The sequence below is a fragment of the Streptomyces sp. Ag109_O5-1 genome (assembly GCF_003814875.1).
Taxonomy (GTDB): domain Bacteria; phylum Actinomycetota; class Actinomycetes; order Streptomycetales; family Streptomycetaceae; genus Streptomyces; species Streptomyces sasae.
In genome coordinates, this window is sequence record NZ_RKQF01000001.1 from 5,261,928 (window position 1) to 5,282,705 (window position 20,778).

21 protein-coding genes are annotated in these 20,778 nt (G+C 70.6%); 7 read left to right on the forward strand and 14 right to left on the reverse strand.

Features of this window, described 5'->3' with window-relative positions; all coding sequences use genetic code 11:
- Positions 1–55: 55 nt before the first annotated feature.
- Positions 56–682 (forward strand): peptide deformylase, encoded by a 627-nt coding sequence (gene def, locus EDD90_RS23480; protein ID WP_123974925.1) that lies wholly within the window; start codon positions 56–58, stop codon positions 680–682.
- 6 nt (positions 683–688) lie between these two features.
- Here the strand turns inward: def and EDD90_RS23485 are convergent, their stop codons facing one another.
- A complete protein-coding gene (locus EDD90_RS23485) occupies positions 689–2,023 on the reverse strand; it encodes a geranylgeranyl reductase family protein (protein ID WP_123974927.1) in 1,335 nt (444 codons plus the stop codon).
- A 48-nt stretch (positions 2,024–2,071) separates the two neighbouring features.
- On the opposite strand from EDD90_RS23485, the gene EDD90_RS23490 reads away from it, so the two are divergent.
- Together EDD90_RS23490 and EDD90_RS23495 are read left to right on the forward strand one after the other, a co-directional pair.
- The gene (locus EDD90_RS23490; RefSeq protein WP_123974929.1) at positions 2,072–2,599 is read left to right on the forward strand and encodes a GNAT family N-acetyltransferase; all 528 of its coding nucleotides are present in this window, start codon (positions 2,072–2,074) and stop codon (positions 2,597–2,599) included.
- 146 nt (positions 2,600–2,745) lie between these two features.
- Complete coding sequence (locus EDD90_RS23495; protein ID WP_123974931.1) at positions 2,746–3,066, forward strand: PASTA domain-containing protein; 321 nt, start codon at positions 2,746–2,748, stop codon at positions 3,064–3,066.
- A 15-nt stretch (positions 3,067–3,081) separates the two neighbouring features.
- Here the strand turns inward: EDD90_RS23495 and EDD90_RS23500 are convergent, their stop codons facing one another.
- The 4 genes from EDD90_RS23500 to EDD90_RS23515 are packed head-to-tail and all read right to left on the reverse strand — an operon-like array spanning position 3,082 to position 7,983.
- Positions 3,082–3,777: a demethylmenaquinone methyltransferase gene (locus EDD90_RS23500; RefSeq protein ID WP_123974933.1), complete on the reverse strand. Its 696-nt coding sequence runs from the start codon at positions 3,775–3,777 to the stop codon at positions 3,082–3,084.
- A 24-nt stretch (positions 3,778–3,801) separates the two neighbouring features.
- Positions 3,802–5,145, reverse strand: coding sequence for an acyltransferase (locus tag EDD90_RS23505; RefSeq protein ID WP_123974935.1), 1,344 nt, complete (start codon positions 5,143–5,145; stop codon positions 3,802–3,804).
- The gene (locus EDD90_RS23510; RefSeq protein WP_123974937.1) at positions 5,145–7,583 is read right to left on the reverse strand and encodes a bifunctional polysaccharide deacetylase/glycosyltransferase family 2 protein; all 2,439 of its coding nucleotides are present in this window, start codon (positions 7,581–7,583) and stop codon (positions 5,145–5,147) included. The genes EDD90_RS23505 and EDD90_RS23510 overlap by 1 nt, the downstream gene beginning before the upstream one ends.
- A gap of 22 nt (positions 7,584–7,605) precedes the next feature.
- A complete protein-coding gene (locus EDD90_RS23515) occupies positions 7,606–7,983 on the reverse strand; it encodes a hypothetical protein (protein ID WP_123974939.1) in 378 nt (125 codons plus the stop codon).
- Positions 7,984–8,288: 305 nt separating this feature from the next.
- Here EDD90_RS23515 and EDD90_RS23520 point away from each other — a divergent pair, with 305 nt between their 5' ends.
- On the forward strand, positions 8,289–9,326 hold the full coding sequence (locus EDD90_RS23520; RefSeq protein ID WP_123974940.1) for a chitinase: 1,038 nt from the start codon (positions 8,289–8,291) through the stop codon (positions 9,324–9,326).
- Between the two features lie 88 nt (positions 9,327–9,414).
- Here EDD90_RS23520 and EDD90_RS23525 read toward each other — a convergent pair whose 3' ends face one another.
- The 4 genes from EDD90_RS23525 to EDD90_RS23540 form a co-directional block, all read right to left on the reverse strand.
- Complete coding sequence (locus EDD90_RS23525; RefSeq protein WP_123974942.1) at positions 9,415–9,864, reverse strand: imidazolonepropionase-like domain-containing protein; 450 nt, start codon at positions 9,862–9,864, stop codon at positions 9,415–9,417.
- A 7-nt stretch (positions 9,865–9,871) separates the two neighbouring features.
- Positions 9,872–11,071, reverse strand: a complete 1,200-nt coding sequence (gene mqnC, locus EDD90_RS23530; protein ID WP_123981534.1) for a cyclic dehypoxanthinyl futalosine synthase — start codon at positions 11,069–11,071, stop codon at positions 9,872–9,874.
- A 102-nt stretch (positions 11,072–11,173) separates the two neighbouring features.
- Complete coding sequence (locus tag EDD90_RS23535) at positions 11,174–11,932, reverse strand: A24 family peptidase (protein WP_123974944.1); 759 nt, start codon at positions 11,930–11,932, stop codon at positions 11,174–11,176.
- Complete coding sequence (locus EDD90_RS23540) at positions 11,929–14,949, reverse strand: BTAD domain-containing putative transcriptional regulator (RefSeq protein WP_123974946.1); 3,021 nt, start codon at positions 14,947–14,949, stop codon at positions 11,929–11,931. Before EDD90_RS23540 ends, EDD90_RS23535 begins: the two co-directional genes overlap by 4 nt.
- Before the next feature lie 306 nt (positions 14,950–15,255).
- On the opposite strand from EDD90_RS23540, the gene EDD90_RS23545 reads away from it, so the two are divergent.
- Positions 15,256–15,918, forward strand: coding sequence for a hypothetical protein (locus EDD90_RS23545; RefSeq protein ID WP_123974948.1), 663 nt, complete (start codon positions 15,256–15,258; stop codon positions 15,916–15,918).
- A complete protein-coding gene (locus EDD90_RS23550; RefSeq protein WP_123974950.1) occupies positions 15,915–16,973 on the forward strand; it encodes a hypothetical protein in 1,059 nt (352 codons plus the stop codon). The genes EDD90_RS23545 and EDD90_RS23550 overlap by 4 nt, the downstream gene beginning before the upstream one ends.
- On the opposite strand, the gene EDD90_RS23555 is transcribed toward EDD90_RS23550, so the two are convergent.
- Positions 16,963–17,313, reverse strand: coding sequence for an SsgA family sporulation/cell division regulator (locus EDD90_RS23555; RefSeq protein WP_123974952.1), 351 nt, complete (start codon positions 17,311–17,313; stop codon positions 16,963–16,965). The two genes, EDD90_RS23550 and EDD90_RS23555, sit on opposite strands and share 11 nt — an antisense overlap.
- Before the next feature lie 196 nt (positions 17,314–17,509).
- Here EDD90_RS23555 and EDD90_RS23560 point away from each other — a divergent pair, with 196 nt between their 5' ends.
- The gene (locus EDD90_RS23560) at positions 17,510–19,036 is read left to right on the forward strand and encodes a sigma-70 family RNA polymerase sigma factor (RefSeq protein ID WP_123974954.1); all 1,527 of its coding nucleotides are present in this window, start codon (positions 17,510–17,512) and stop codon (positions 19,034–19,036) included.
- 24 nt (positions 19,037–19,060) lie between these two features.
- Here EDD90_RS23560 and EDD90_RS23565 read toward each other — a convergent pair whose 3' ends face one another.
- The 4 genes from EDD90_RS23565 to EDD90_RS23580 are packed head-to-tail and all read right to left on the reverse strand — an operon-like array spanning position 19,061 to position 20,725.
- Positions 19,061–19,474 (reverse strand): pilus assembly protein TadG-related protein, encoded by a 414-nt coding sequence (locus EDD90_RS23565; RefSeq protein WP_123981536.1) that lies wholly within the window; start codon positions 19,472–19,474, stop codon positions 19,061–19,063.
- Between the two features lie 44 nt (positions 19,475–19,518).
- Positions 19,519–19,947 (reverse strand): TadE/TadG family type IV pilus assembly protein, encoded by a 429-nt coding sequence (locus EDD90_RS23570; RefSeq protein ID WP_123974955.1) that lies wholly within the window; start codon positions 19,945–19,947, stop codon positions 19,519–19,521.
- Entirely contained in the window at positions 19,948–20,421 is a 474-nt protein-coding gene (locus tag EDD90_RS23575; protein ID WP_398925217.1) for a TadE family protein, read from the reverse strand.
- Positions 20,422–20,473: 52 nt separating this feature from the next.
- A complete protein-coding gene (locus EDD90_RS23580; RefSeq protein ID WP_123974957.1) occupies positions 20,474–20,725 on the reverse strand; it encodes a hypothetical protein in 252 nt (83 codons plus the stop codon).
- Positions 20,726–20,778 lie beyond the last annotated feature (53 nt).

Consider the following 20,778-nt stretch of genomic DNA (forward strand, 5'->3'; position numbering starts at 1 on the left):
CTCGACGCAGGCCGCTCGCACGGAGCGGTCCGAGACCCACGAAGGAGACACCGCGATGCCACGCGTCTTCGTCCAGGGAAACCCCATGGACCACTACCCCCGGCACGCTCCCGAGGCCGGGCGCGGTTCGGTGCGCCGGATCACCGAGACCGGTGAGGACGTCCTGCACAAGCCCTGCCGGGACGTCACCGAGTTCGGCCCCGACCTCGCCGCGCTCATCGACGACATGTTCCTCACCATGTACATCGCCGAGGGAGCCGGCCTCGCGGCCAACCAGGTCGGAGTCGATCTGCGGCTGTTCGTGTACGACTGCCCCGACGACCGGGGTGTCCGACATGTCGGACACCTTGTCAATCCCGTGCTGGAGTCGCAGGATCCGGCCGAGCGTCGGCTGCTCGACGACATCGAGGGCTGCCTGTCGGTACCGGGTGCCGCCATGGACGTACCGCGACCGGACCGGGCGATCGTGCGCGGACAGGACAAGGAGGGCAATCCGCTCACCATCGAGGGAACGGGGTATTTCGCCCGCTGTCTCGCGCACGAGACCGACCATGTGAACGGACGCGTGTATCTCGACCGGCTCTCCAAGCGGGAGCGGAAGGAAGCGCTGCGGCAGGTGGCGGACCGGCGGGAGGACGTCTACGCCCGCCGGGCCGCCAACATCGAGGCGATCGGCTCCTAGGAGCGGTCAGGCCTTCGGGGCCACCTTGCTGAGCCCGTTGATGATGCGGTCCATCGCGTCGCCGCCGGTCGGGTCCGTGAGGTTCGCCAGGAGCTTCAGGGTGAACTTCATCAGCAGCGGGTGGGTCAGGCCGCGCTGGGACGCGATCTGCATGACCTTCGGGTTGCCGATGAGCTTCACGAAGGCGCGGCCCAGCGTGTAGTAGCCGCCGTAGGTGTCCTTGAGGACGCGCGGGTAGCGCTGCAGGGCCAGTTCGCGCCCGCTGGGCGTGGCCCGCGCGTGCGCCTGGACGATGACGTCGGCGGCGATCTGGCCGGACTCCATGGCGTAGGCGATGCCCTCGCCGTTGAAGGGGTTCACCAGTCCGCCGGCGTCGCCGACGAGCAGCAGGCCGCGCGTGTAGTGGGGCTGGCGGTTGAAGGCCATGGGGAGGGCGGCGCCGCGGATCGGGCCGGTCATGTTCTCGGGGGTGTAGCCCCAGTCCTCGGGCATGGAGGCGCACCAGGCTTTGAGGACCTCGCGCCAGTCCAGTTCCTTGAAGGAGTCGGAGGTGTTCAGGACGCCGAGGCCCACGTTGGAGGTGCCGTCGCCCATGCCGAAGATCCAGCCGTAGCCGGGAAGGAGGCGGTCCTGGGGGCCGCGGCGGTCCCAGAGTTCCAGCCAGGACTCCAGGTAGTCGTCCTCGTGGCGGGGGGAGGTGAAGTAGGTCCGCACGGCCACGCCCATCGGGCGGTCCTCGCGGCGGTGCAGGCCCATCGCGAGGGAGAGCCGGGTGGAGTTGCCGTCGGCGGCCACGACGAGCGGCGCATGGAAGGTGACCTCGCGCTTCTCCTCGCCGAGCTTGGCGTGCACGCCGGTGATCCGGCCGGTGCGGTCGTCGATGATCGGGGCGCCGACGTTGCAGCGCTCGAACAGCCGGGCGCCGGCCTTCTGCGCCTGGCGGGCGAGCTGTTCGTCGAAGTCGTCGCGCTTGCGGACCAGGCCGTAGTCGGGGAAGGAGGCGAGATCCGGCCAGTCCAGCTGGAGGCGGGTGCCGCCGCCGATGATGCGCAGGCCCTTGTTGCGCAGCCAGCCGGCCTCCTCGGAGATGTCGATGCCCATGGCGACCAGCTGCTTCACCGCGCGCGGGGTGAGTCCGTCGCCGCACACCTTCTCGCGGGGGAACTCCGTCTTCTCCAGCAGCAGTACGTCTAGTCCGGACTTGGCGAGGTGGTACGCCGTCGTGGAGCCGGCTGGCCCCGCGCCGACGACGATGACATCGGCGGTGTTTTCGGAGAGGGGCTCGGTCACGGCGGGGGCTCCCCAAGGCTCGAAATCTGCGTGCCGACCGGCACTGGACATGGGCAGTCTATTCAGCGGTACTGATCACCCGGCTGAAGGGCTGCCCCTGTGAACCGAGCTCTCCCCGCGGTACGACTGCGTGTGCCCACGCACGAGGACGCGTTCGCCTGGCATCGGGCCTTCGACGACCCGGAGGTCATGGAGTTCCACGGCGGCAGGTCCGCGGAGGTGTCCGTCTACGAGGAGCTCACCGCCCGCCAGCGCCGGCACGACGCGGAGCTCGGCTTCTGCCTGTGGACGATGGTCGACGACGCCGGGCGGGTCATCGGCTTCACCGGCGCCCAGCCGTGGCCGCACGAGTGGGGGCCCAGGGGCGAGGTGGAGATCGGCTGGCGGATCGCACGGGAGTGCTGGGGCAAGGGGTATGCGACGGCGGCGGCGCTGATGACGCTGGAGCGGCTGCGGGCGGCGGGCGTGCCGAAGGTGGTGGCGATGGTGCGGCCGGGGAACGAGCGGTCGGTCGCGGTCGCCCGGCGCCTCGGCATGGAGCAGGCGGAGACGTTCCCGCACCCGCGGTTCGCGGAGGACGCGCTCTGCTTCCGGCTCGACCTGCACGACGGCAGCACAGACCGGTAACGCAGACCGGCACCACAGATCGGTAACACAGAGTAACGATCTGTTACAGAAAGACACTTGGCGCTTCCGGTCGCCGTGCGTCGGGAGTTACCCTTCCAGTACCGCTGGGGGTGACATCTGTGCGTATAACACCCAAAACACCCGAAGTGCGCGTACCACGGCTGGTCGGACTGATGGCCGTGGACGCGCGTGAGACCGCCCACGCGCGAGGGCTGTCCCTCGACGCGCCGGACCGGCCGGACTTCCATCTCGCGGTCGTCGACTACGTCGTACGCCAGTTCCCGCAGCCCGGTGCCGAGGTGCCCCGGGACTCGATGGTGTACGTGTGGTTCGACTTCGGCGAGGGCGAGGGAGGCGGGGGCGTGCGCGAGCCACGCATCCCACGGCCGCCGAAGGGCGGGCTGCAACGGGAGCTGGACCGGCCCGGGGACCGGCCGGGGGACGCCTTCGAGGTGAGCAGCCTGTGAGTTCCCGGCCGGGGCTCAGGCCTCCTTGAAGCCCCGGTGCAGGGCGACGATCCCTCCGCTGAGGTTGCGCCAGGCCACCTTCGACCAGCCCGCCTCGCGCAGCCGTCCGGCCAGCGCGGGCTGGTCGGGCCAGGCGCGGATGGACTCGGCGAGATAGACGTAGGCGTCCGGGTTGGAGGAGACCGCACGGGCCACCGGCGGCAGCGCGCGCATCAGGTACTCGGTGTAGACGGTCCGGAAGGGCGCCCAGGTCGGGTGCGAGAACTCGCAGATCACCACCCGGCCGCCGGGCCGCGTCACCCGGTACATCTCGCGCAGGGCCGCGTCGGTGTCCTGGACGTTGCGCAGTCCGAAGGAGATCGTCACGGCGTCGAAGGTGTCGTCCTTGAACGGCAGCTTCGTCGCGTCCCCGGCGGTGAAGGGCATCCATGCGGTGCGCCGCTTGCCGACCTGGAGCATTCCGAGGGAGAAGTCGCAGGGCACGACGAAGGCGCCGGCCCGGGCGAACGGCTGGGAGGAGGTGCCCGTGCCGGCCGCCAGGTCCAGGATCTTCTGCGCGGGACGTGCGTCGACCGCCTTGGCGACCTCCTTCCGCCAGTGCCGGTCCTGGCCGAGCGACAGCACGTCGTTGGTCAGGTCGTACCGTTCCGCCACGTCGTCGAACATCGAGGCGACTTCGTGCGGCTGCTTGTTCAGGGAGGCGCGGGTCACGCCCGCCATTCTTGCAGCACGCCCTTACGGAAGAAGCTTGGGCTTCTTCTTCGCGGCCACGTCCTCCACCCAGCCGCACAGCACGACGAAGACCGCGATCAGGATCCAGCCGACGCCGAACATGAACCACTGGCTGTCGAGCGGGAGCCACTTCTCGAACGCGGGCACGTTCCACATCTGGTCGATCAGCGGGACCGCGAGGATCAGCGCGATCTCGTGCCAGAGGTAGATCGTCACCGCGCGCGCGTTGAAGATCGTGACCGCCCGGTCCAGCTTCTTGAACCGGGCCAGCCAGGCAAAGTCGATCTTGAAGTACGCCTTCGCCCACATCAGCAGCATCACGAACCCGGCCGACCAGAAGGCCTGGGCCAGGGGGTTCTCGTCCAGGTCGTACGTCCCGAAGTCGGCCTGGTGCGAGAAGGCGTACCAGCCGCCGTAGCCGAGCGCGGCGAGCGAGCCCACGACCACCAGGGCCGGCTTCATCCGCTGGAGCACGCCGTCGCGGTGCGCGAAGCCGAGGATCCAGCAGAAGAGGTACGTCGACAGGTCCCACAGGGCGCTGCCGAAGCGGTTGTCCGGACCCGACCAGACGAAGTTCAGGACCAGGATCGGGGCCAACGACGCCAGCAGCACCGGGACCGGGGCCTTGCGGAAGACCCACAGCAGGGCCGGGGACAGCAGGACGAACCACAGGTACGTCCTGAGGTACCAGAGGATCTCCCAGGCCTGCTCGCCCCACGCGTTGCCCGGCGGGTCGCCGAGCGGCACGACCCAGTAGACGATCTGCCAGCCGGGCAGCCAGTCGTGGATCAGCATCGCCATGACGACGAAGAAACCCCAGAACCAGAACGGGGGCAGCAGACGGCGCAGGCGGCTCTTCACGACCTTGAGCGCGGGGCGCTCCAGGGACTTCGCCATGAGCGTGCCGGCGAGGCCGAACATGATGCCCATGGAAGGGAACACCATCCCGCACCAGGCCCAGCCGAAGGTGTGGTAGGTGACGACCCGGATGAGGGCGACGGCACGGAGGGTGTCGAAGTACCGGTCGCGTCCGGCGGACCTGGGCTTGGGCTCGGACGGAGGCTCGGACTCGGACTCGGACTCGGACCGCGGGTCGGGGGCGGGCCTCGGCTCCTCGACGACGGCCACGGGCTCCCGCACGGGCTCCGGCTCCGGCTCCACCGGCGGGAGCGGGGCGGTCTGCTCGGGCGCCGGGGTGTAGCCGTAGTCGACGTACTGCTGCTGTTGCGGGTACTGCTGCTGTTGCGGATACGGATGCTGCGTGTACTGCTGCTGGCCGCCGTACGGGTTCTGGTCGTAGCCGTAGCCGTAGCCGTGCTGGTACGGGTTCTGCTGGTCCCAGGTCATCAGCCGCTCACCCCCGCCGGGGTGCCGACCTCGCCCGTGCGCTTGAGCTTCTGCCAGCGCAGGCGGCCGCCGGTGAGGGCGGTGATGCAGGAGTGGATGAGCACGAGGTACATCATCTGCCGGTAGGCCAGTTGCTGGAGCGGCATCATCAGCAGGTAGCGGTACTGCTCCTTGTCCAGCCGGAACGCATAGGCCGCGCAGGCGAGTTGGATGCCGAGCACGGCGAGCCAGGCCAGCAGGGCCGCCTCGAAGTCGACGAAGATCATGGAGTAGACCGTGAAGACGTCGATGAGGGGGGCGAAGACCGGGGTGACGATCTGGAAGAGGACCACCAGAGGCATGCCCACTCGGCCGAAGCGGCCCGAAGGGCCCTTGTCCGTAAGGGACTTGCGGTGCTTCCAGAGGGCCTGCATGGTGCCGTACGACCAGCGGTAGCGCTGGGACCACAGCTGCTTGAGCGAACCGGGCGCCTCCGTCCAGGCCTTGGCGTGCTCCTGGTAGACGACCCGCCAGCCCGCGCGGTGCATGGCGATGGTGATGTCGGTGTCCTCGGCAAGGGTGTCCTCGCTCATCCCGCCGACCTGGAGCACCGCGTCGCGGCGGAACGCTCCGATCGCGCCGGGGATGGTCGGCATGCAGCGCAGCAGGTCGTACATGCGGCGGTCCAGGTTGAAGCCCATCACGTACTCGATGTGCTGCCAGGCGCCGATGACCGTGTTGCGGTTGCCGACCTTCGCGTTGCCGGCGACCGCGCCGACCTCGGGGTCGGCGAAGGGCTGCACCAGCTGGTACACCGCGTCCGGCTCGAAGACGGTGTCGCCGTCCATCATGATGACGATGTCGTAACTGGCGTTGCGCACACCGTTGTTGAGGGCGGCCGGCTTTCCCGCGTTCTCCTGGCGGACGACCCGGACGTTGGACATGCCCAGCTTGTCCGCGGCGGCACGGGCGATCTCCGAGGTGCCGTCGGTCGACCCGTCGTCGACGACGATGATCTCGATCGGGTGGGTGCTCTGCGCCAGCGACTCCAGGGTGTTGGCGATGCACTCCTTCTCGTTGTACGCCGGGACGATCACGCTCACCGGCCGGGTGACCTCCGGCCCCCAGCTGAACCGGCGTTTGTTGCGCTGTCTGTAGTGGCGGCGGGCGATGAGCAGCATCATCCCGAAGCGGCTCATGACGGCGATGCCGACGACCAGCAGCAGGCAGGAGAGGATCGGTAGGGCCCATTCGGCGATCGCGACCGCCACGATGAGGGCCTTGCCCTCGTAGAGGGTCATGCCGGTGGCCGTGCGGTGGGCCGCCTGGAGACGCCGGACGGCGGTGACGGAGCCCTTCCCACCGCTGTTCGGGGCGGTGCCGCTCTCGCCGTTCGGAGCGTTCTCGCCGTTCGGGGCGGTGCCGCCGGGCTGGGAACCAGTGCCGGTACCGGCGGTGCTGCCACCGGCGGCACCGGTGAGCGTGCCGGCCTCCGTGACCCCGGTACCGGTCGTGCCGGTCGTAGCGCTCGAAGCGCTCGTGCCGTTGCTCGCGGCCGCGGCCTCCCTGTTCGCCGCGTTCCGCTTCTCGACGACGCCGCTGATCGTGGTGAAGGTGTAGCCCTTCGCCTTCATCTTCTCGATGTACTGCGGCAGCGCCTTGATCGTCTGCGAGCGCTCGCCACCGGCGTCGTGGAAGAGCACCGAGGCGCCCTTGTTCTTCTTCGGCGTGGCCCACTTGATGATCTTCGAGACACCCGGCTTCTTCCAGTCGTCGCTGTCGGTGTCCACGAAGACGCTGGTGTAGCCCTCCTTGCCGAGCTTCTCGTAGACCGGCCAGCTGTAGTTGTCGATGGCGTCCGTCTCGGAGGAGTACGGCGCGCGGAAGAGGGTCGTCGTGATCCCGGCCGCGCCGGCGAGCGCGAGCTGGGTCTGCTGCATCTCGCGGTTGATCCGGGCGTCGCTCTGGTACGACAGGTCGACGTGCGTGAAGGTGTGGATGCCGACCTCGTTGCCCTGCTCGACCATCGACTTCACGATGCTCGGGTAGCGCGACACCATCGAGCCGACCAGGAAGAACGTGCCGGGCACGTCGTACTGGTCGAGGATCTTGAGGACCTGTGGGGTCCAGGTCGGGTTCGGGCCGTCGTCGAAGGTGAGCGCGATGGTCTTGGAGGGGACGGAGACGGTGGTCGCCTGGCCGCCCCGGAAGGTCAGGATCGGCCCGCCGTCGAGGATCTTGTCGGGGACCTTGCTGGCGCTGGCGCCGGTGCGGACCCGGTTGTCGCCGCCGACCTCTGCGCGCAGATAGCCGTCGAGCAGCATCACGCAGGTCAGCGCCAGCAGGAACAGCAGGGCGAGGATGACACGTGGTTTCTGCAGCGCCGCGGCCCGGCCCGCCGCCCGCTCGATGCGGGAGGGGGCGCGCCTGCGGCCGCGCGAGGACGTCGGTGTAGTCATGGGGAGAGGCCTGCGTTTCCGGTCAGTTGGCGGTGGCGGATGCGAAGGCGGACGGGGTGGCGGTGGCCGAGGGCAGTGCCGACGGGCGCCCGCTGGGCCCGCCGATCTGCCGGCCGATGCCGCCCTGCGGGCGTTCGCCGCCGGGGGCGCTGCCCCCGCGTGCGAAGTCGGGGATCAACGAGGACGGGGTGAGCGAGGTGCCCCAGCCCATGAAGGCGGCGCCGAGCACTCCCGCGTAGGCGAGGCAGACGACGCCGAGAAGGACGCCGACGCGGCGCAGCACCTTGGACCGGCGTCCGGAGGAGTCGACGAAGACGGGCCCCTCGGCAGACCCGTTGCCTTGTTTGCGGCGGCGACCGCGCACGGTGGCGTGGCTTTCGATGGCAGGCTCGGATTGCATTGCACAGACATTAGGGAGTCTTTATGTGACCGCCTTCGGAGTTCATGTGAGGCCCCCGTGAGAAACGCCTTAACCTGTCTTTTCCCTGAGAGATTCTGTGAACACCTGCGGCGGTCATCGAGGGCGGTAATCTACCTGAATACCCCTTTCATGATGCCCGATTGGTCCGATTCGCAGCCTTCCTTCCATGAGTTTTCTATGTATCTGCTGGACCTTTGAACACCACGTCCGTGTGAGACGTTTTCCTTTCGAATCAGGCTTTGTTTCGAGGCTGAGACACAAATCACGAGAGCGGGTGCATCTTAATGCGGGGTTTCCTGAGGCCGACCGCTGGGCTTAGCTGCCTGTTTGCCATGGCAGTGACGGGGTGTTCCTCGGGCTCCGACGGCACGTCGGACGCGGCGCCCGCGCCGCCCGGGCGGGCCTCGTCCTCCCCCAGTGCGGCCGACGGATCGAACGGGTCGAACACGTCGTACGCGCCGTACGTCAGCGCGACGGAGGCCGCCGGCACAGACGACTCCGGCTCGCCGTCGACGTACAACCTGGCCTTCGTGATCGCGAGTGGCAGCAGCTGCACGCCGAAGTGGAACGGGACGGCCGCGATCGGGAGTTCGGCGGTGAAGTCGCGGCTCTCCAAGCTGAAGGCGGACGGTGCGACGGTCCGGGTGTCCTTCGGCGGGGCCTCCGGGAAGGAGCTGGCGACGACGTGCTCCAGCGCGTCGAAGCTGGCCGCCGCCTACGGTGCCGCGCTGGACGCCGCGGGCTCCACACAGGCCGACTTCGACATCGAGGGCGACACGCTGACCGACTCCGACTCGGTCGCCCTGCGGTCACAGGCGATCGCACAGCTCCAGAAGGAACGGTCCGGCCTGGAAGTCTCCTTCACGCTGCCCGTGATGCCGTCGGGGCTGGACTCCGACAGCCTCGCGCTGCTGGAGTCCGCGAACAAGTACGACGTGCAGGTCTCGACGGTCAACATCATGACCATGAACTACGGCGAGTCGTACGACGGGGACATGGGCGACTACGCGGTCACCGCGGCGAAGGCCACGCAGAAGCAGCTGAAGAAGGTGTTCGGGCTGTCGGACGCGGACGCGTGGGGCGGGATGGCACTGACCTCGATGATCGGGGTGAACGACGTCGACGGGGAGACGTTCTCGCTGTCGGACGCGGCCGATGTGCGTGCGTTCGCCGAGGAGAAGGACATCGCGTGGGTTTCGATGTGGTCGACGTTCCGGGATGTGCAGTGTGCGAGCGGGAGTTCGGGGACGGATGACGCCGCGACCGACTGCAGTGGGGTGAGTCAGAGTTCGGGGGCGTTCGGAAAGGCGTTCGCGGGGTGAGTGCCCAACCGCGGGCCGTATGTGGCTGGTCGCGCCCACGCGGCGGAGCCGCACATCGATACAGCCCCACGCCCCCGAGGGGCGCTCACTACTTGCGTCTATGAACCAGTCGCCCCGCGCACACCGTTGCGATGCACGCGCCTGTCTCGTCGAACACTGCCAGGTCGGCCCGGTCGCCTTCGGTGATCGCCGTCCGTCGGGCCGTCCCTGGGAGCACCGCCAGGTCATTGCGCTCCACGGCCGCCCGTAGTTCGGGCGAGTCGACGTACTGCTCCAGGACCGCCACCGCCCCCAGCTTCAGCACCGCGTGCACGCGCTCGCGCGGGCTGGGGGCGGCCGGGAGGGGGCCGTCGTGGATGTGGGCGGGACCCAGGTCGCCCGGCCAGGTGCGGACCCGTGCCCGGGGGAAGCGGGCGCGCAGGTCGTCGTACGGCCCCACCGCGCCGATCCGGTCCCCTCCGACCACCACGGCGCCGTGCTCCACCGGCTCGGCGTCCCAGGTGACGAAGACCCGGTCCGCCGTGTGAATCGTCTCCACGGCCGGGTCAGTTGGTGGTGAGGAGCTTCAACTCCGGGTGCGCCGTGCCGCCCTCGATCGCCGTCGAGGAGATGTGGGACATCACCCGCTCGTCGACGGGGTCGTTCGCCGGGTCGTCGTGGACGACGAGGTGCTCGTACGTCGTGGCGCGCTGCGCCGGGACGCGGCCCGCCTTGCGGATCAGGTCGATGATCTCCAGGCGGTTGGAGCGGTGCTTGGCGCCGGCCGAGGAGACGACGTTCTCCTCCAGCATGATCGAGCCGAGGTCGTCCGCGCCGTAGTGGAGGGAGAGCTGGCCGACCTCCTTGCCGGTGGTGAGCCAGGAGCCCTGGATGTGCTGGACGTTGTCGAGGAACAGACGGGCGATCGCGATCATCCGCAGGTACTCGAAGAGCGTGGCCTGCGTGCGGCCCTTCAGGTGGTTGTTCTCGGGCTGGTAGGTGTACGGGATGAAGGCCCGGAAGCCGCCCGTGCGGTCCTGGACGTCCCGGATCATGCGCAGGTGCTCGATGCGTTCGGCGTTGGTCTCGCCGGTGCCCATGAGCATCGTCGACGTGGACTCGACACCCAGCTTGTGCGCCGTCTCCATGATCTCCAGCCAGCGCTCGCCGCTCTCCTTGAGGGGCGCGATGGCCTTGCGGGGGCGCGCGGGGAGGAGCTCCGCGCCGGCGCCCGCGAAGGAGTCCAGGCCCGCCTCGTGGATGCGGGTGATGGCCTCCTCGACGGAGACGCCGGAGATCCGGGCCATGTGCTCGACCTCGGAGGCGCCGAGGGAGTGGATGACCAGCTGCGGGAACGCGTCCTTGATCGCCTTGAAGTGCTTCTCGTAGTACTCGACGCCGTAGTCCGGGTGGTGGCCGCCCTGGAACATGATCTGGGTGCCGCCCAGCTCGACCGTCTCCGCGCAGCGGCGCAGGATGTCGTCGAGGTCGCGGGTCCAGCCCTTGTCCTTGTCCTTGGGGGCCGCGTAGAACGCGCAGAACTTGCACGCCGTGACGCACACGTTCGTGTAGTTGATGTTCCGCTCGATGATGTACGTCGCGATGTGCTCGGTACCCGCGTACTTGCGGCGGCGTACGGCGTCGGCGGCGGCGCCCAGCGCGTGCAGCGGGGCGTCGCGGTAGAGGTCGAGCGCCTCTTCCGGGGTGATCCGCCCACCGGCAGCGGCACGGTCGAGGACGGACTGAAGGTCGGCCTTCTCGGTCACCGGCGCGTCCCTTTCATAATGGCTCGTCATGGCTCGGAGTGGCTCGTAATGGCTTGTGGGCGGACCGAACCAGCCTACGCCAGCCCTTCCGACGGCCCGACCTCAGGCTGTGTACGCGCCGACCAGCAGTCCCGCGAACGCCCCCGCGATCAGGAACGGGCCGAACGCGATCGCCGTCTTGCGCCCGGCCCGCCGTACGGCGACGAGCGCACCGCCGTACAGCGCGCCCAGCAGGAAACCGGCGAAGGTGCCGAGGAGCACGGTGGGCCAGCCGTACCAGCCGAGGACGGCGCCCGTGCCGAGGGCCAGTTTCACGTCGCCGAAGCCCATGCCGCCGGGGTTGACGAGGAAGAGGACGAAGTAGGCGGCACCGAGGGCGAGGGCCGCGTAGAGGGAGGTGAGCCAGTGACCGGCGTGCTCGGGGAGCAGCGCGGCCACGCCGAGCAGGGCGAGGGCCGCGGCGGCGAAGGGGAGGGTGAGGGGGTCGGGGAGCCGCTGGACGCGGAAGTCCACCACCGCGAGCAGCACGCCGACGGGGGCCAGGAGCAGCCAGACGGCCAGTTCGGGGCGGGTGCCGGTGGCGAGGGTGAGGGCCGCGCAGACGAGGGCGGTGGCCAGGGCCAGGGGGGTGGCGCGGGGGGTGCGGGGGGCAGGTGCGGGTTCGTCGCCGGGGGCGGTCGCGCAGTCGCCGCAGTGTGTGCGGCCCAGCCAGCCTCTGACGGGGTGGCCTGCCGGACACTCCTTCCGCCACTCCTCCCCCGCCGGTACCGAGAAGCGGTACGCGGCGCGGGGCAGCAGGGCGCCGGCCGCCGTGCCCCAGAGGGCGGCGGCGGCCGGCAGGGCGAGGTCCAGGGCGGTCATCCCGTCGCGGCGGCGCCGTCGCGCCAGGTCGGGAGGAGCTCGTCGAGCAGGGCCTCGGTGCGCGGGGGCAGGCCGCGCGCGCCGCTGCGGGCGATCAGGTCGGCGGCGAGGGCGCGGACCCGGTCCGGGTCGCCGGTGGCGTGGGTGGCCCGCAGCAGCTCGTTCCAGAGGCGCTCGTCGGCCGGGGCGGTCCGCAGCGCCGCGCCGAGCGCCTCGATCGCCTTCTCCGCGCGGTCCTTCTCCAGGTGGAACGCGGACAGGGCGAGACCGATGTCGGCGACCAGCAGCGGAAGCTGGGCGTCGATGATCTCGTGGGTGAGCCAGCGGTAGCGGCCTTCCGCGCGGTCGGCGAGCAGCGGGCCGCGGACGAGGACGAGTGCGTCGGTGAGGAGGCGGCCACGGACCGCGCGGCTCTCGGCACCCTTGCCCTGGGTGGCCTCGTAATAGAGGGAGCGCAGGACGTCCAGGTCGGAGACGACCGTCTTGGCGAGCACGAGCCGGCCGGTCCCGTCCGTCCGCAGACGCACGCTGCCGTCGGGGTCGGTGCCGAGCCAGCCGCGCAGCCGGTCCAGGAGGGCGTCACGGACGTCCTCCGTCACCCCGCGTGGCCACAGCGCGGACGACAGCACACGCGGGTGCACACCCTCGCGGTGCAGGAGCAGCAGGGCCAGGGCCTCGTGGAGAAGGGCGCTGCGGTCCCCGTCCGGGGTGTCCAGGCCGATGATCTCGTACGGCCCGACGAGCCGCGCATACACCGCGGGGCGGCCCTGCTCGCTGATGTCCACGAGGAACGGCGGGGTGTTGGTCGGCCCCTCCGGGTCGTGCTCGGGGTCGGCCTCCACGAACAGCTCGACGACCGCGCGCTGTTGCACGGCGGGCAGCAGCTGGGCCTGGAGTTCGAGGCCGAGGAGCGGGGCGAGCAGCCTGCCGTCCGGGGTGATCTCCATCGCCCAGGCGGCGCCGGGCAGGTCGTCGTTCTCGCTGCCGACCATGTAGCCGATGCCCAGCCGGGCGGCGTCGGCGGCGAGTTCGGCGAGTCGCAGCGCGTCCTCGGCGGACGGCTGGGTGGCGAGCAGCACCAGGTGCGGGGCCCACCGGGTGTGCTGGACCGGGCCGGTGCGGCCGGTGAGGACCGAGTCGTGCCCGGCGGCGCCCAACGCGCCGCGCCGCTGCCGGGTCTCGGCGGCCATCGTCTCGAACAGCGCCTCCACGTCGTCGAGATGGCGCAGCCGGTTGGGGGCGAGCGGGGTGAGGTCCGCGCCGAAGCCGACGAGGGTGATGGTCATCCGGTCCGACCAGCCGTTGGTGGCGAGTTCGGCGGCGACGGAGGCGAACACGGCGGCCCGGTCGGCCTCCCGGCCGCTCAGCGAGACGATGCCCGGCACGGCCTCCAGGTTGAGCAGCAGCCGCGAGTCGTCCATGGTGCCGAGGCTGACCAGACCGGGGTAGGGCGCGGCCGCGTCGGTCTCCTCGTACTGCTCGGCGTCCGTGCGGGACAGCGTCCAGAACGTCTGGTCCTGGCCCAGCTGCCAGGGCGCCGGGGGTTTGCCGGCCGGCTGGGCGAGTTGCAGATGCAGATCGCCGTGGCTGAGCCAGGCCGCGTAGACGACGGGCAGCGAGCGGGACTCTGCGGTCAGGGCGGCGGCCAGGGCGCGGAGCGAACGGTCGAGCAGTCGGACGCCCTCCGGGTCCGCGCCCACCAGCAGCGCGTCCTGCACGTCCTGGGCGTCGCCGGTCGGGGTCGGCGGCTCCATGCCGCGCCGGCCGCCGACGGCACCGAGCGCCGACTGCCACAGGGCCTGCCTGCGCCGGCGGCCGAGGGCGGCGAGCAGGCCGGCGGCGAGCAGGGGGGCGCCGAGGAGAGCCTCGGGCAGACCGAAGGAGTGGCCGGAGGAGTGGCCGGAGGAATGGCCGGAGGAATGGCCGGAGGCCTGGCTGGAGGAGTTGCCGCCGGACTCCTGCGCGTGCGTCGCGGGAGTGGCGGTGCCGCCGGCCGCGCGCTGGCTCGGCACGGTGATCTGGGCGGTCGCGCCGTCCTGGTCCGCGTGCTGCCCGCCGCCCTGCTCCTGGTGCTGCTGGTGCTGGGTGTGGTCGCCGGTCTTCGCGTAGTCGCCGATCTGCTGCCGGACCTCCGGGGAGACGCGTGCGTCGGGGTTCTCGACGAGTTCGCCGCCGTGCGCGTCGCCCGGCATCTCCATGATCCAGCCGGGGCGGATGAGGCTGGCCTCGGAGAGGCGGGAGCCGTCGGGCTGGATGCGGTCCTTGTTGAGCTCGTAGATCTCCTTGTAGCGGCGGCCGTCGCCGAGGTGGCGCTGCGCTATCTCCCACAGGGAGTCGTGGTGGCGGCCCTCGGGGGGCTGGATCCGGTAGTACTTCGTCGCCCCGTGGGTGGCGGTGGAGCCGTGTTCGGCCTGGGCCGCGGCGTGGCTGGCCTGCTCGGCGAGGGCGGCGGCGGTGCTCTTCGCCTGCTCCTGCTGCTGGGCGAGGATGCCGGGGGTGGCCTGGGCGGCGGCGACCGTGCCCTTCTGGTTGCCCTCCAGGCTGTGGCCGAGCTGCGAGAGGCCCGGGGTGAGGCTGGCGGCGGTGGCGCCGACGAGCAGCAGCGCGGCGACGAGCTGCCGTGCGAGCAGCTGGCTGGGGCCGGCGCCGGGGACGCGGCTGGGCAGGCCGACACCGGAGACGGCCGCCTTGACCTCGACCAGCACACAGGCCGTGAACTGGGCCCAGGCCAGCCAGACGACGGCCGTCAGGGCGTTCAGGAACGTATCGACGCCGATCGGCTGCGACAGCCACTCCATGCTGGGGGCGCTGTGCGGCAGCGGCCAGCCGACCGTCACGGCGAGGGCCCCGGGGACGCCGACGACGAGCACGAGCAGCGCGACGAAGGCGAGGAACGCCTTGACGAAGTCCCCGAACGTACGCCGACGTACCCGCACCGGCTGCGGGGTCCGGTTCCGCGGACCCGACGGATTCCCCGTCGGTCTTCCCGTCGAGCTTGATGTGCTGCGTCGCGCCATGGCGGGTGTCCTGGGTCGTCGTGTGTGGAAGGGGTGGGCCGGGGGCGCATCGAGCCTATCGAGGTCCCCTTGACGATCCTATTGACTGGCACCGACACCGTCGAAGGGGAGAACGGCGAACGGCCGCCCGGTTTCCACCGTTTCGTCAATCGAGGCCCAGTTGGCCGGAGTTACCGTCACCGCGCCCACACACCACCCCTCCACACACCCCACACATCCCCCCAGGAGCACCCGAGGGACTGTCACACCCCCCTGATAGCTTCGTTCCCAGCTGCACACATGACGAACTCCGGGGGAGACTCGACCGTGGCCCGCCGCACCCTGACCCTCACCGCACTGACGGCCACCACGGCCCTGCTGCTGACCGCCTGCGGCGGCAGCGGCGGTCACAGCGGTGGCGGGACGGACGACATCAAAGGCGCGAACACAGGGTCCGGCGGCCCGTCCGCGGCCGCGTCCGCCTCTGCGTCGTCGGCCGCGTCCGGTGCCAAGCGCCCGGCGATCACCCTGCCGGGCAGTTTCCGGTTGACGTTCGAGAACTGGACGAGCGGTGACGCGGTGAAGCAGGCGGTGCTCGACGACGCCAGGGAAGAACTCCGGGCAGGGTACGCGGCGATCATCGCGGACAACCCCGACAGCACGGCCGTCACCTTCTACGACAGCGCGGGCGTCGCCCCGCAGACCAGGGCGTGGATCAAGACGTACACGGACAAGGACCTCACCGTCATGGGCAGGCTGCCCGTCTTCGGCCCCAAGGTCGTCGTGGGGAGCGGCGGGAGGGGAGCGTCCGTCAGCTACTGCACGGACGAGAGCAAGGCGTACACGAAGAACCGCAAGACGGGCAAGGAAACGGGCAATCCCGCGGGCACGAACCCCTATGTCGTCTACACGGTCTCGATGGCGAAGAACGCCCAGGGCGTCTGGCAGAACACGTCCGTCCACTCGACGCGGGGCGGGTGCTCCCGGTGAGGCCGCACCGGCGCGGCATATCCGTACTCGCGGGGTCGCTCGTCGTGGCCCTGCTCGGCGCCACGCCCGCCGTCGCGATCGGGGACGAGGGCACCGGCACGCGTGGCGAGGCCGAGGGCAACCAGCTCTCTGCGTCCGCGGGTTACTCCCGTATCAAGGTCACCCGGATCAGCGGTCCCACGGGCGGCAGGCTGGGCACCGTCTCGTCCACGGACGTGAACTGGAAGCCGCCGCCGTGCTGGTACGAGCCGGTGTTCACCCCCGCCCAGCTCAAGGACTTCGCCGAGAACGACGGTGTCGGCGACGCCGGCATGCGCGACTGGTGGAGCGGAACGCAGCTCTGGACCGGCCACTTCAAGGACGGCAAGGACTCCGTCACCATCTTCACCGAGCCGCAGAGCGTCGCCGGCTACAAGAACTACAACCTCGGCAAGGACGGTTACTTCTGGCGCGGTGTCGCTCCGGACGGGATCAATTCCATCGCGAACACCTCGCGTTGCAGCAAGCTGATGTTCTGGGTCCCGGCCGGCCAGGTCCCCGACGACCCGGACGCGCCCACCCCCGAGACCCTCGCCGACTACGCCTACAACAGGATCAAGGTGCCCACCACCTCGGTCGAGCTGAAACCGGCGGCCAGGTCCACCGTCAACCTGCCGACCTGGGCCTGGCTGGACAAGGGCCGCTTCCAGGAGGTCAAGGTCCGCGCGGAGCTGCCCGGCACCGGACTGTGGGCGGAGACCACCGCCGAGCCCGTCGCCCTGCACCTCGACCCGGGCACGAGTGACGCCGAGACGTTCCCCGCCTCGGGCGACTGCACGATCGACGCCGACGGTTCGATCGGGGCGGAGTACCGGCCCGGCGACGGGGACGAGGACCCGCCCTGCGGCGTCCGCTACCTGCGGGCCACGCACGGCACGCCGTACCGGCTGACGGCCTCCGTCACCTGGCGGATCAGCTGGCGCGGTTCCGACGGCAGCGGCGGCGACCTCCCCGACGGTGTCTTCGGCGACACCCAGGAGATCACCGTCCAGGAGATCCAGTCCGTCAACCGCTGACCCGGAGCGACGACAGCAGGAAGCGGGTCAGGGCGGAGGTGGCGAAGCTGATCGCCGCCACGCCCTCCTCCGCGCGGAGTTCGACGACCGTGCGGGCGTCGCCGTACGGCCGCACCTGTACGTTGCCGAGCGCGGCCGGGCCCGCCAGGCCCTCCTCCAGCAGGGCTCGCGCGAAGGTCCAGGTGACCTCCTCGCCGTCCAGCGAGATCCACGGCGGGAAGACGAAGTGCACGGCCTGCGGGTCGGCCGAGGTGTAGCGGAGGGTCGCGGGCACCGCCACCTCCTGTTCGTCGGCGGTGAGCAGGCGGGCGCCGGTGGGCTGCTCGAGCGTGATGGGCACGGGTCTTCTCCGGGGGTGCGGTGGGGCCGTCGTAGAAGTGAGAGCAGTCGTCGGCGGCCTCATTACGCGGGAAACGCAGGCAACTTGAGTGACTTGTATCACTTTCTTATGCGCTTGAAACTGTGCTTGAAAGTTTTGCCATCTACCCTGACAAACCCTTTCCCCGCCCCACAGCCGGCAACTGGAGCGTTCCGCCATGCACGACGGTTCCTCTGCAGTGATCAGCACCACCGCGTACGCCCGGATCTACGAGGAACAGCAGCCGCGGCTCGTCGCGTACGCGCGTTCGCTCACCCGTAACACCTGGGTCGCCGAAGACCTGGTCGCCGAGGCGCACTTCCGGGTGTGGCGACGGCTGGCCGAGGGGCACGAGATCGACAACGTCTCCGCGTATCTGACGACGACCGTCCGGCATCTCGCGATCGCCGCGGCCAAGGGGGCCCGCGAGACGCCCAGGGACCCGCAGGGCGGCGACGATCCCGCCGAGCCCGGCCGCCACGGCGACGACCCCGCCGACCAGGTCTCCTCCGTCGACCTGCTGGTGCGCGTACTGGCCCAGTTGCCCGAACGGTGGGTCAAGGCCCTCTGGCTGGCCGAGGCCGAGGGACAGCCGCTCGCGCAGATCGGGCCGCAGCTGGGCACCAAGGAGGGCGCCACCGCCGTCCTGCTGCACCGCGCCCGGGAGGGCATGCGACAGGCCTTCCTCGGCACCCAGACCGGCGCCCCGGACGACCCCGCCTGCCAGGTCCATGTGAGCCGGATGCCGGCGTATGTGCGCGGCACCGCGACGGAACGTCAGTCCGACCGGCTGCTCGGCCATGTGGACACCTGCGACGACTGCCGGTCCCGGCTCGCCGCGCTGATGAGCGCCAACGACCGGCTCCCCGCGCTCGTCGGCCCGGCGCTGCTGGTGTTCGCGGTCGGCGGTACGGCCGGCAGGTTCCTGCTCACCCTGACCGCCGCCGGGGCCTCGGCCGGCGGCCACGGCAGCGGGCTGTTGCACGGGATGCGGCAGGCCACCACCGTCGGCGGGACGAAGACGCCTGTCGCGCTCGCGGCCGGCGCCGTGGTGGCGGGGGCGGCCGCGCTGGTGCTCGTCCTCGGCCCGGGTCACTCCCCCTCGGTACCGAGCCGGCGAGCTCCGGTCGCCGACGCACCGGTGGGCAGGGTGCCGGTGACCGGGACGCCGGTGGCGCCGGAGGAGTCGCCCGCCACGACGCCGGTGGCGGTGGCCGTCAAGGACGGGGAGGGCAGCGCCGAAGGGGCGGCCGCGGGCGGTTCCGGGGGTACGGGCGGCGGAGTCCGTACGGTCGTGTCGCAGCCGTCGGACGGAGCTCCGGCCACGCCGGATCCGGGCGGGACGGCCTCCGGAAGCAGGAACGGGGACGGGGATGGCAGCGGCAGCACCGCTCCGCCCGTGACGGCCGAGCCGTCACCGTCCGAACCGTCGCCGTCCCAGCCCGCGGACCCGGACCCCTCTCCCCCGGCGGAACCCACGCCCCCTGCCCCGTCGGAGGACCCCACTCCCCCCGCCGGGCCGACGGACCCGACTCCCGTGGACACCCCGCCGGCCGACGACCCCACCCCGGACCCGGTCACCCCGCCCGACGACGGCTGCCCGCCCCCGCACGGCATCACCGCCGACAAGGCGAACGGCAAGGCAAACGACGGGAACGGCAACGCAACCGGCAACCGCAACCGCCGAGTCCCGAAGCAGCGGTAGCAGCCGTCGGGCCGGTGGTGACCGTCAGCCGACCTCGTTCTCGGCGGTCGCCTCGCCGTGCACCACGATCGCACCGCCGTAGAACATGCCCGTGAAGACCGGCTCGTAGGTCAACTGGACCTCGACCTGGACCTGTTGGGCGTCGGCGGCGGTGCAGTGCGTGCCCGCGATGTCGGCGGTGGACATGTCCATCTCGCGGGCGAAGGTCTTCACCCGGGCGTCGCAGTCCTGGAAGTTGATCGGCGCAGCGCCCTGGTTCTCGTACAGCGCTTCCTTGTCGATGTCCTGGGCCGCGTAACGGGCCGCCTGCTCCGCGATGTCGGCGGCCCGTTCGCGCTTGGAGATGGACAGGCCGCCGTCGATGACGAAGGCGGACAACGAGAGGAAGACCAGGGCGAAGATGATGACCGCGCCCGCGCCCGAGCCCCGGTCGTCCATGCGGAGCCGGCGCGCGGCCCACCAGGTGCGCAGCAGTGCGATGCTCACGCCGACCTCCGGAACGGGTCGAGCGGCGAGGAGAAGCTCGCGGAGAGGGTGGTCGGGATGTCCAGGCCCAGCATGGCCAGGCCCCGGACCTCGCAGCTCACCTCGACCGTGAAGATGGTGTCGGGCGCGAAGCCCTCGCTGGTCTGTACGACGGAGACCGGGCCGGAGCAGACGTCCGACAGGTCGGCGTCGGCGGCCTTCTGGGCCTCCGACATGGCCGTGGCGTGGTCCTTCTGGATGGAACCGGCGCGGGCCGCGTCACGCGCGGCACCGTCGATCGCGCCCCGCCCGTCGACGAGTTGGCCGAAGGCGACGAGGACGAGGATGAAGAGGATCATCACCGGGGCGAGGATGACGACCTCGACGGTCGACAACCCCCGGTCGTCCAGGGCTGTCTCCTGAGCGGAGCACTGCGGGGAGGACATCTAGTTCGTATCCTCCACGAACCGCTCCACCGGCCCCGACGACTGCGCGTGCACCGTCAGGTCCAGGCCCGGGAACACCGTCGGGATACGGGCCGAGATCTCGACGCCGACCGTGTTCTGTTCCGGCTGGAGCATCTTCACATCGGGCGCCAGCACCAGCTGCGGCCCGAGTTGGCTGATGTAGGAGTCGACCACGTCCTGCGCCTCGCCGCGCCAGGCGCCGGGCTCCGCGTCGGCGGTGGCGCGGGCCTTGCGGGCGCCGGCCTGGGCCGCCGCCTGGGCCACGTGGTCCGCGAAGAAGTACAGCGCGAACTGCACGGTCGCGAAGATCATGAAGAAGAGGACGGGGGTGAGGAACACGAACTCGATGGCCGTCATGCCCGAGTCGCCCGAGTCGCCGCGCGCGGCGGCCACCCGGCGGCGCACCCAGCCGCGCAGGCCGCTGCCCACGACGCCCACGCCGCCCGAAGACATCCCCGTCGTCACCCCGTCACCCCCGTCGCCCCGTCGTCGTACGTCCGCCCGCTCAGCAGGTCTTGCTCGCGCTGGCGCCCTTGATGCAGTCGCCTACCTTGTTGGCGCCGTCGCTCAGCGCGGCGTTGATGATGGCGGCCACCACGCCGACGATCGCGACGACGACCGCGGAGATGATGACCCATTCGACGGCGGAGGCACCGCGGTCCAGTTCGCCGGAGCGGGCCCGCTGCACACGGCCCTGCAGGAAGGTGACCATGAAGTCCATCGCCGGGATCCCGGTGCTGAAGTTCCGTCGGTTCATGATGACTTGTCCTCTCGATACAGCAGTTGGCGAAGGTTCTCGAATCAGCTCGT

Bases quoted from the DNA above. Each gene is read 5' to 3' on its own strand.
- def (WP_123974925.1), top strand. From the start codon at position 56: ATGCCACGCGTCTTCGTCCAGGGAAACCCCATGGACCACTACCCCCGG.
- EDD90_RS23485 (WP_123974927.1), bottom strand. From the start codon at position 2,023: ATGTCCAGTGCCGGTCGGCACGCAGATTTCGAGCCTTGGGGAGCCCCC.
- EDD90_RS23505 (WP_123974935.1), bottom strand. From the start codon at position 5,145: ATGACCTGGGACCAGCAGAACCCGTACCAGCACGGCTACGGCTACGGC.
- EDD90_RS23510 (WP_123974937.1), bottom strand. From the start codon at position 7,583: ATGACTACACCGACGTCCTCGCGCGGCCGCAGGCGCGCCCCCTCCCGC.
- EDD90_RS23515 (WP_123974939.1), bottom strand. From the start codon at position 7,983: ATGCAATCCGAGCCTGCCATCGAAAGCCACGCCACCGTGCGCGGTCGC.
- EDD90_RS23520 (WP_123974940.1), top strand. From the start codon at position 8,289: ATGCGGGGTTTCCTGAGGCCGACCGCTGGGCTTAGCTGCCTGTTTGCC.
- EDD90_RS23535 (WP_123974944.1), bottom strand. From the start codon at position 11,932: ATGACCGCCCTGGACCTCGCCCTGCCGGCCGCCGCCGCCCTCTGGGGC.
- EDD90_RS23540 (WP_123974946.1), bottom strand. From the start codon at position 14,949: ATGGCGCGACGCAGCACATCAAGCTCGACGGGAAGACCGACGGGGAAT.
- EDD90_RS23560 (WP_123974954.1), top strand. From the start codon at position 17,510: ATGCACGACGGTTCCTCTGCAGTGATCAGCACCACCGCGTACGCCCGG.
- EDD90_RS23565 (WP_123981536.1), bottom strand. From the start codon at position 19,474: ATGGACGACCGGGGCTCGGGCGCGGGCGCGGTCATCATCTTCGCCCTG.
- EDD90_RS23570 (WP_123974955.1), bottom strand. From the start codon at position 19,947: ATGTCCTCCCCGCAGTGCTCCGCTCAGGAGACAGCCCTGGACGACCGG.
- EDD90_RS23575 (WP_398925217.1), bottom strand. From the start codon at position 20,421: ATGTCTTCGGGCGGCGTGGGCGTCGTGGGCAGCGGCCTGCGCGGCTGG.
- EDD90_RS23580 (WP_123974957.1), bottom strand. From the start codon at position 20,725: ATGAACCGACGGAACTTCAGCACCGGGATCCCGGCGATGGACTTCATG.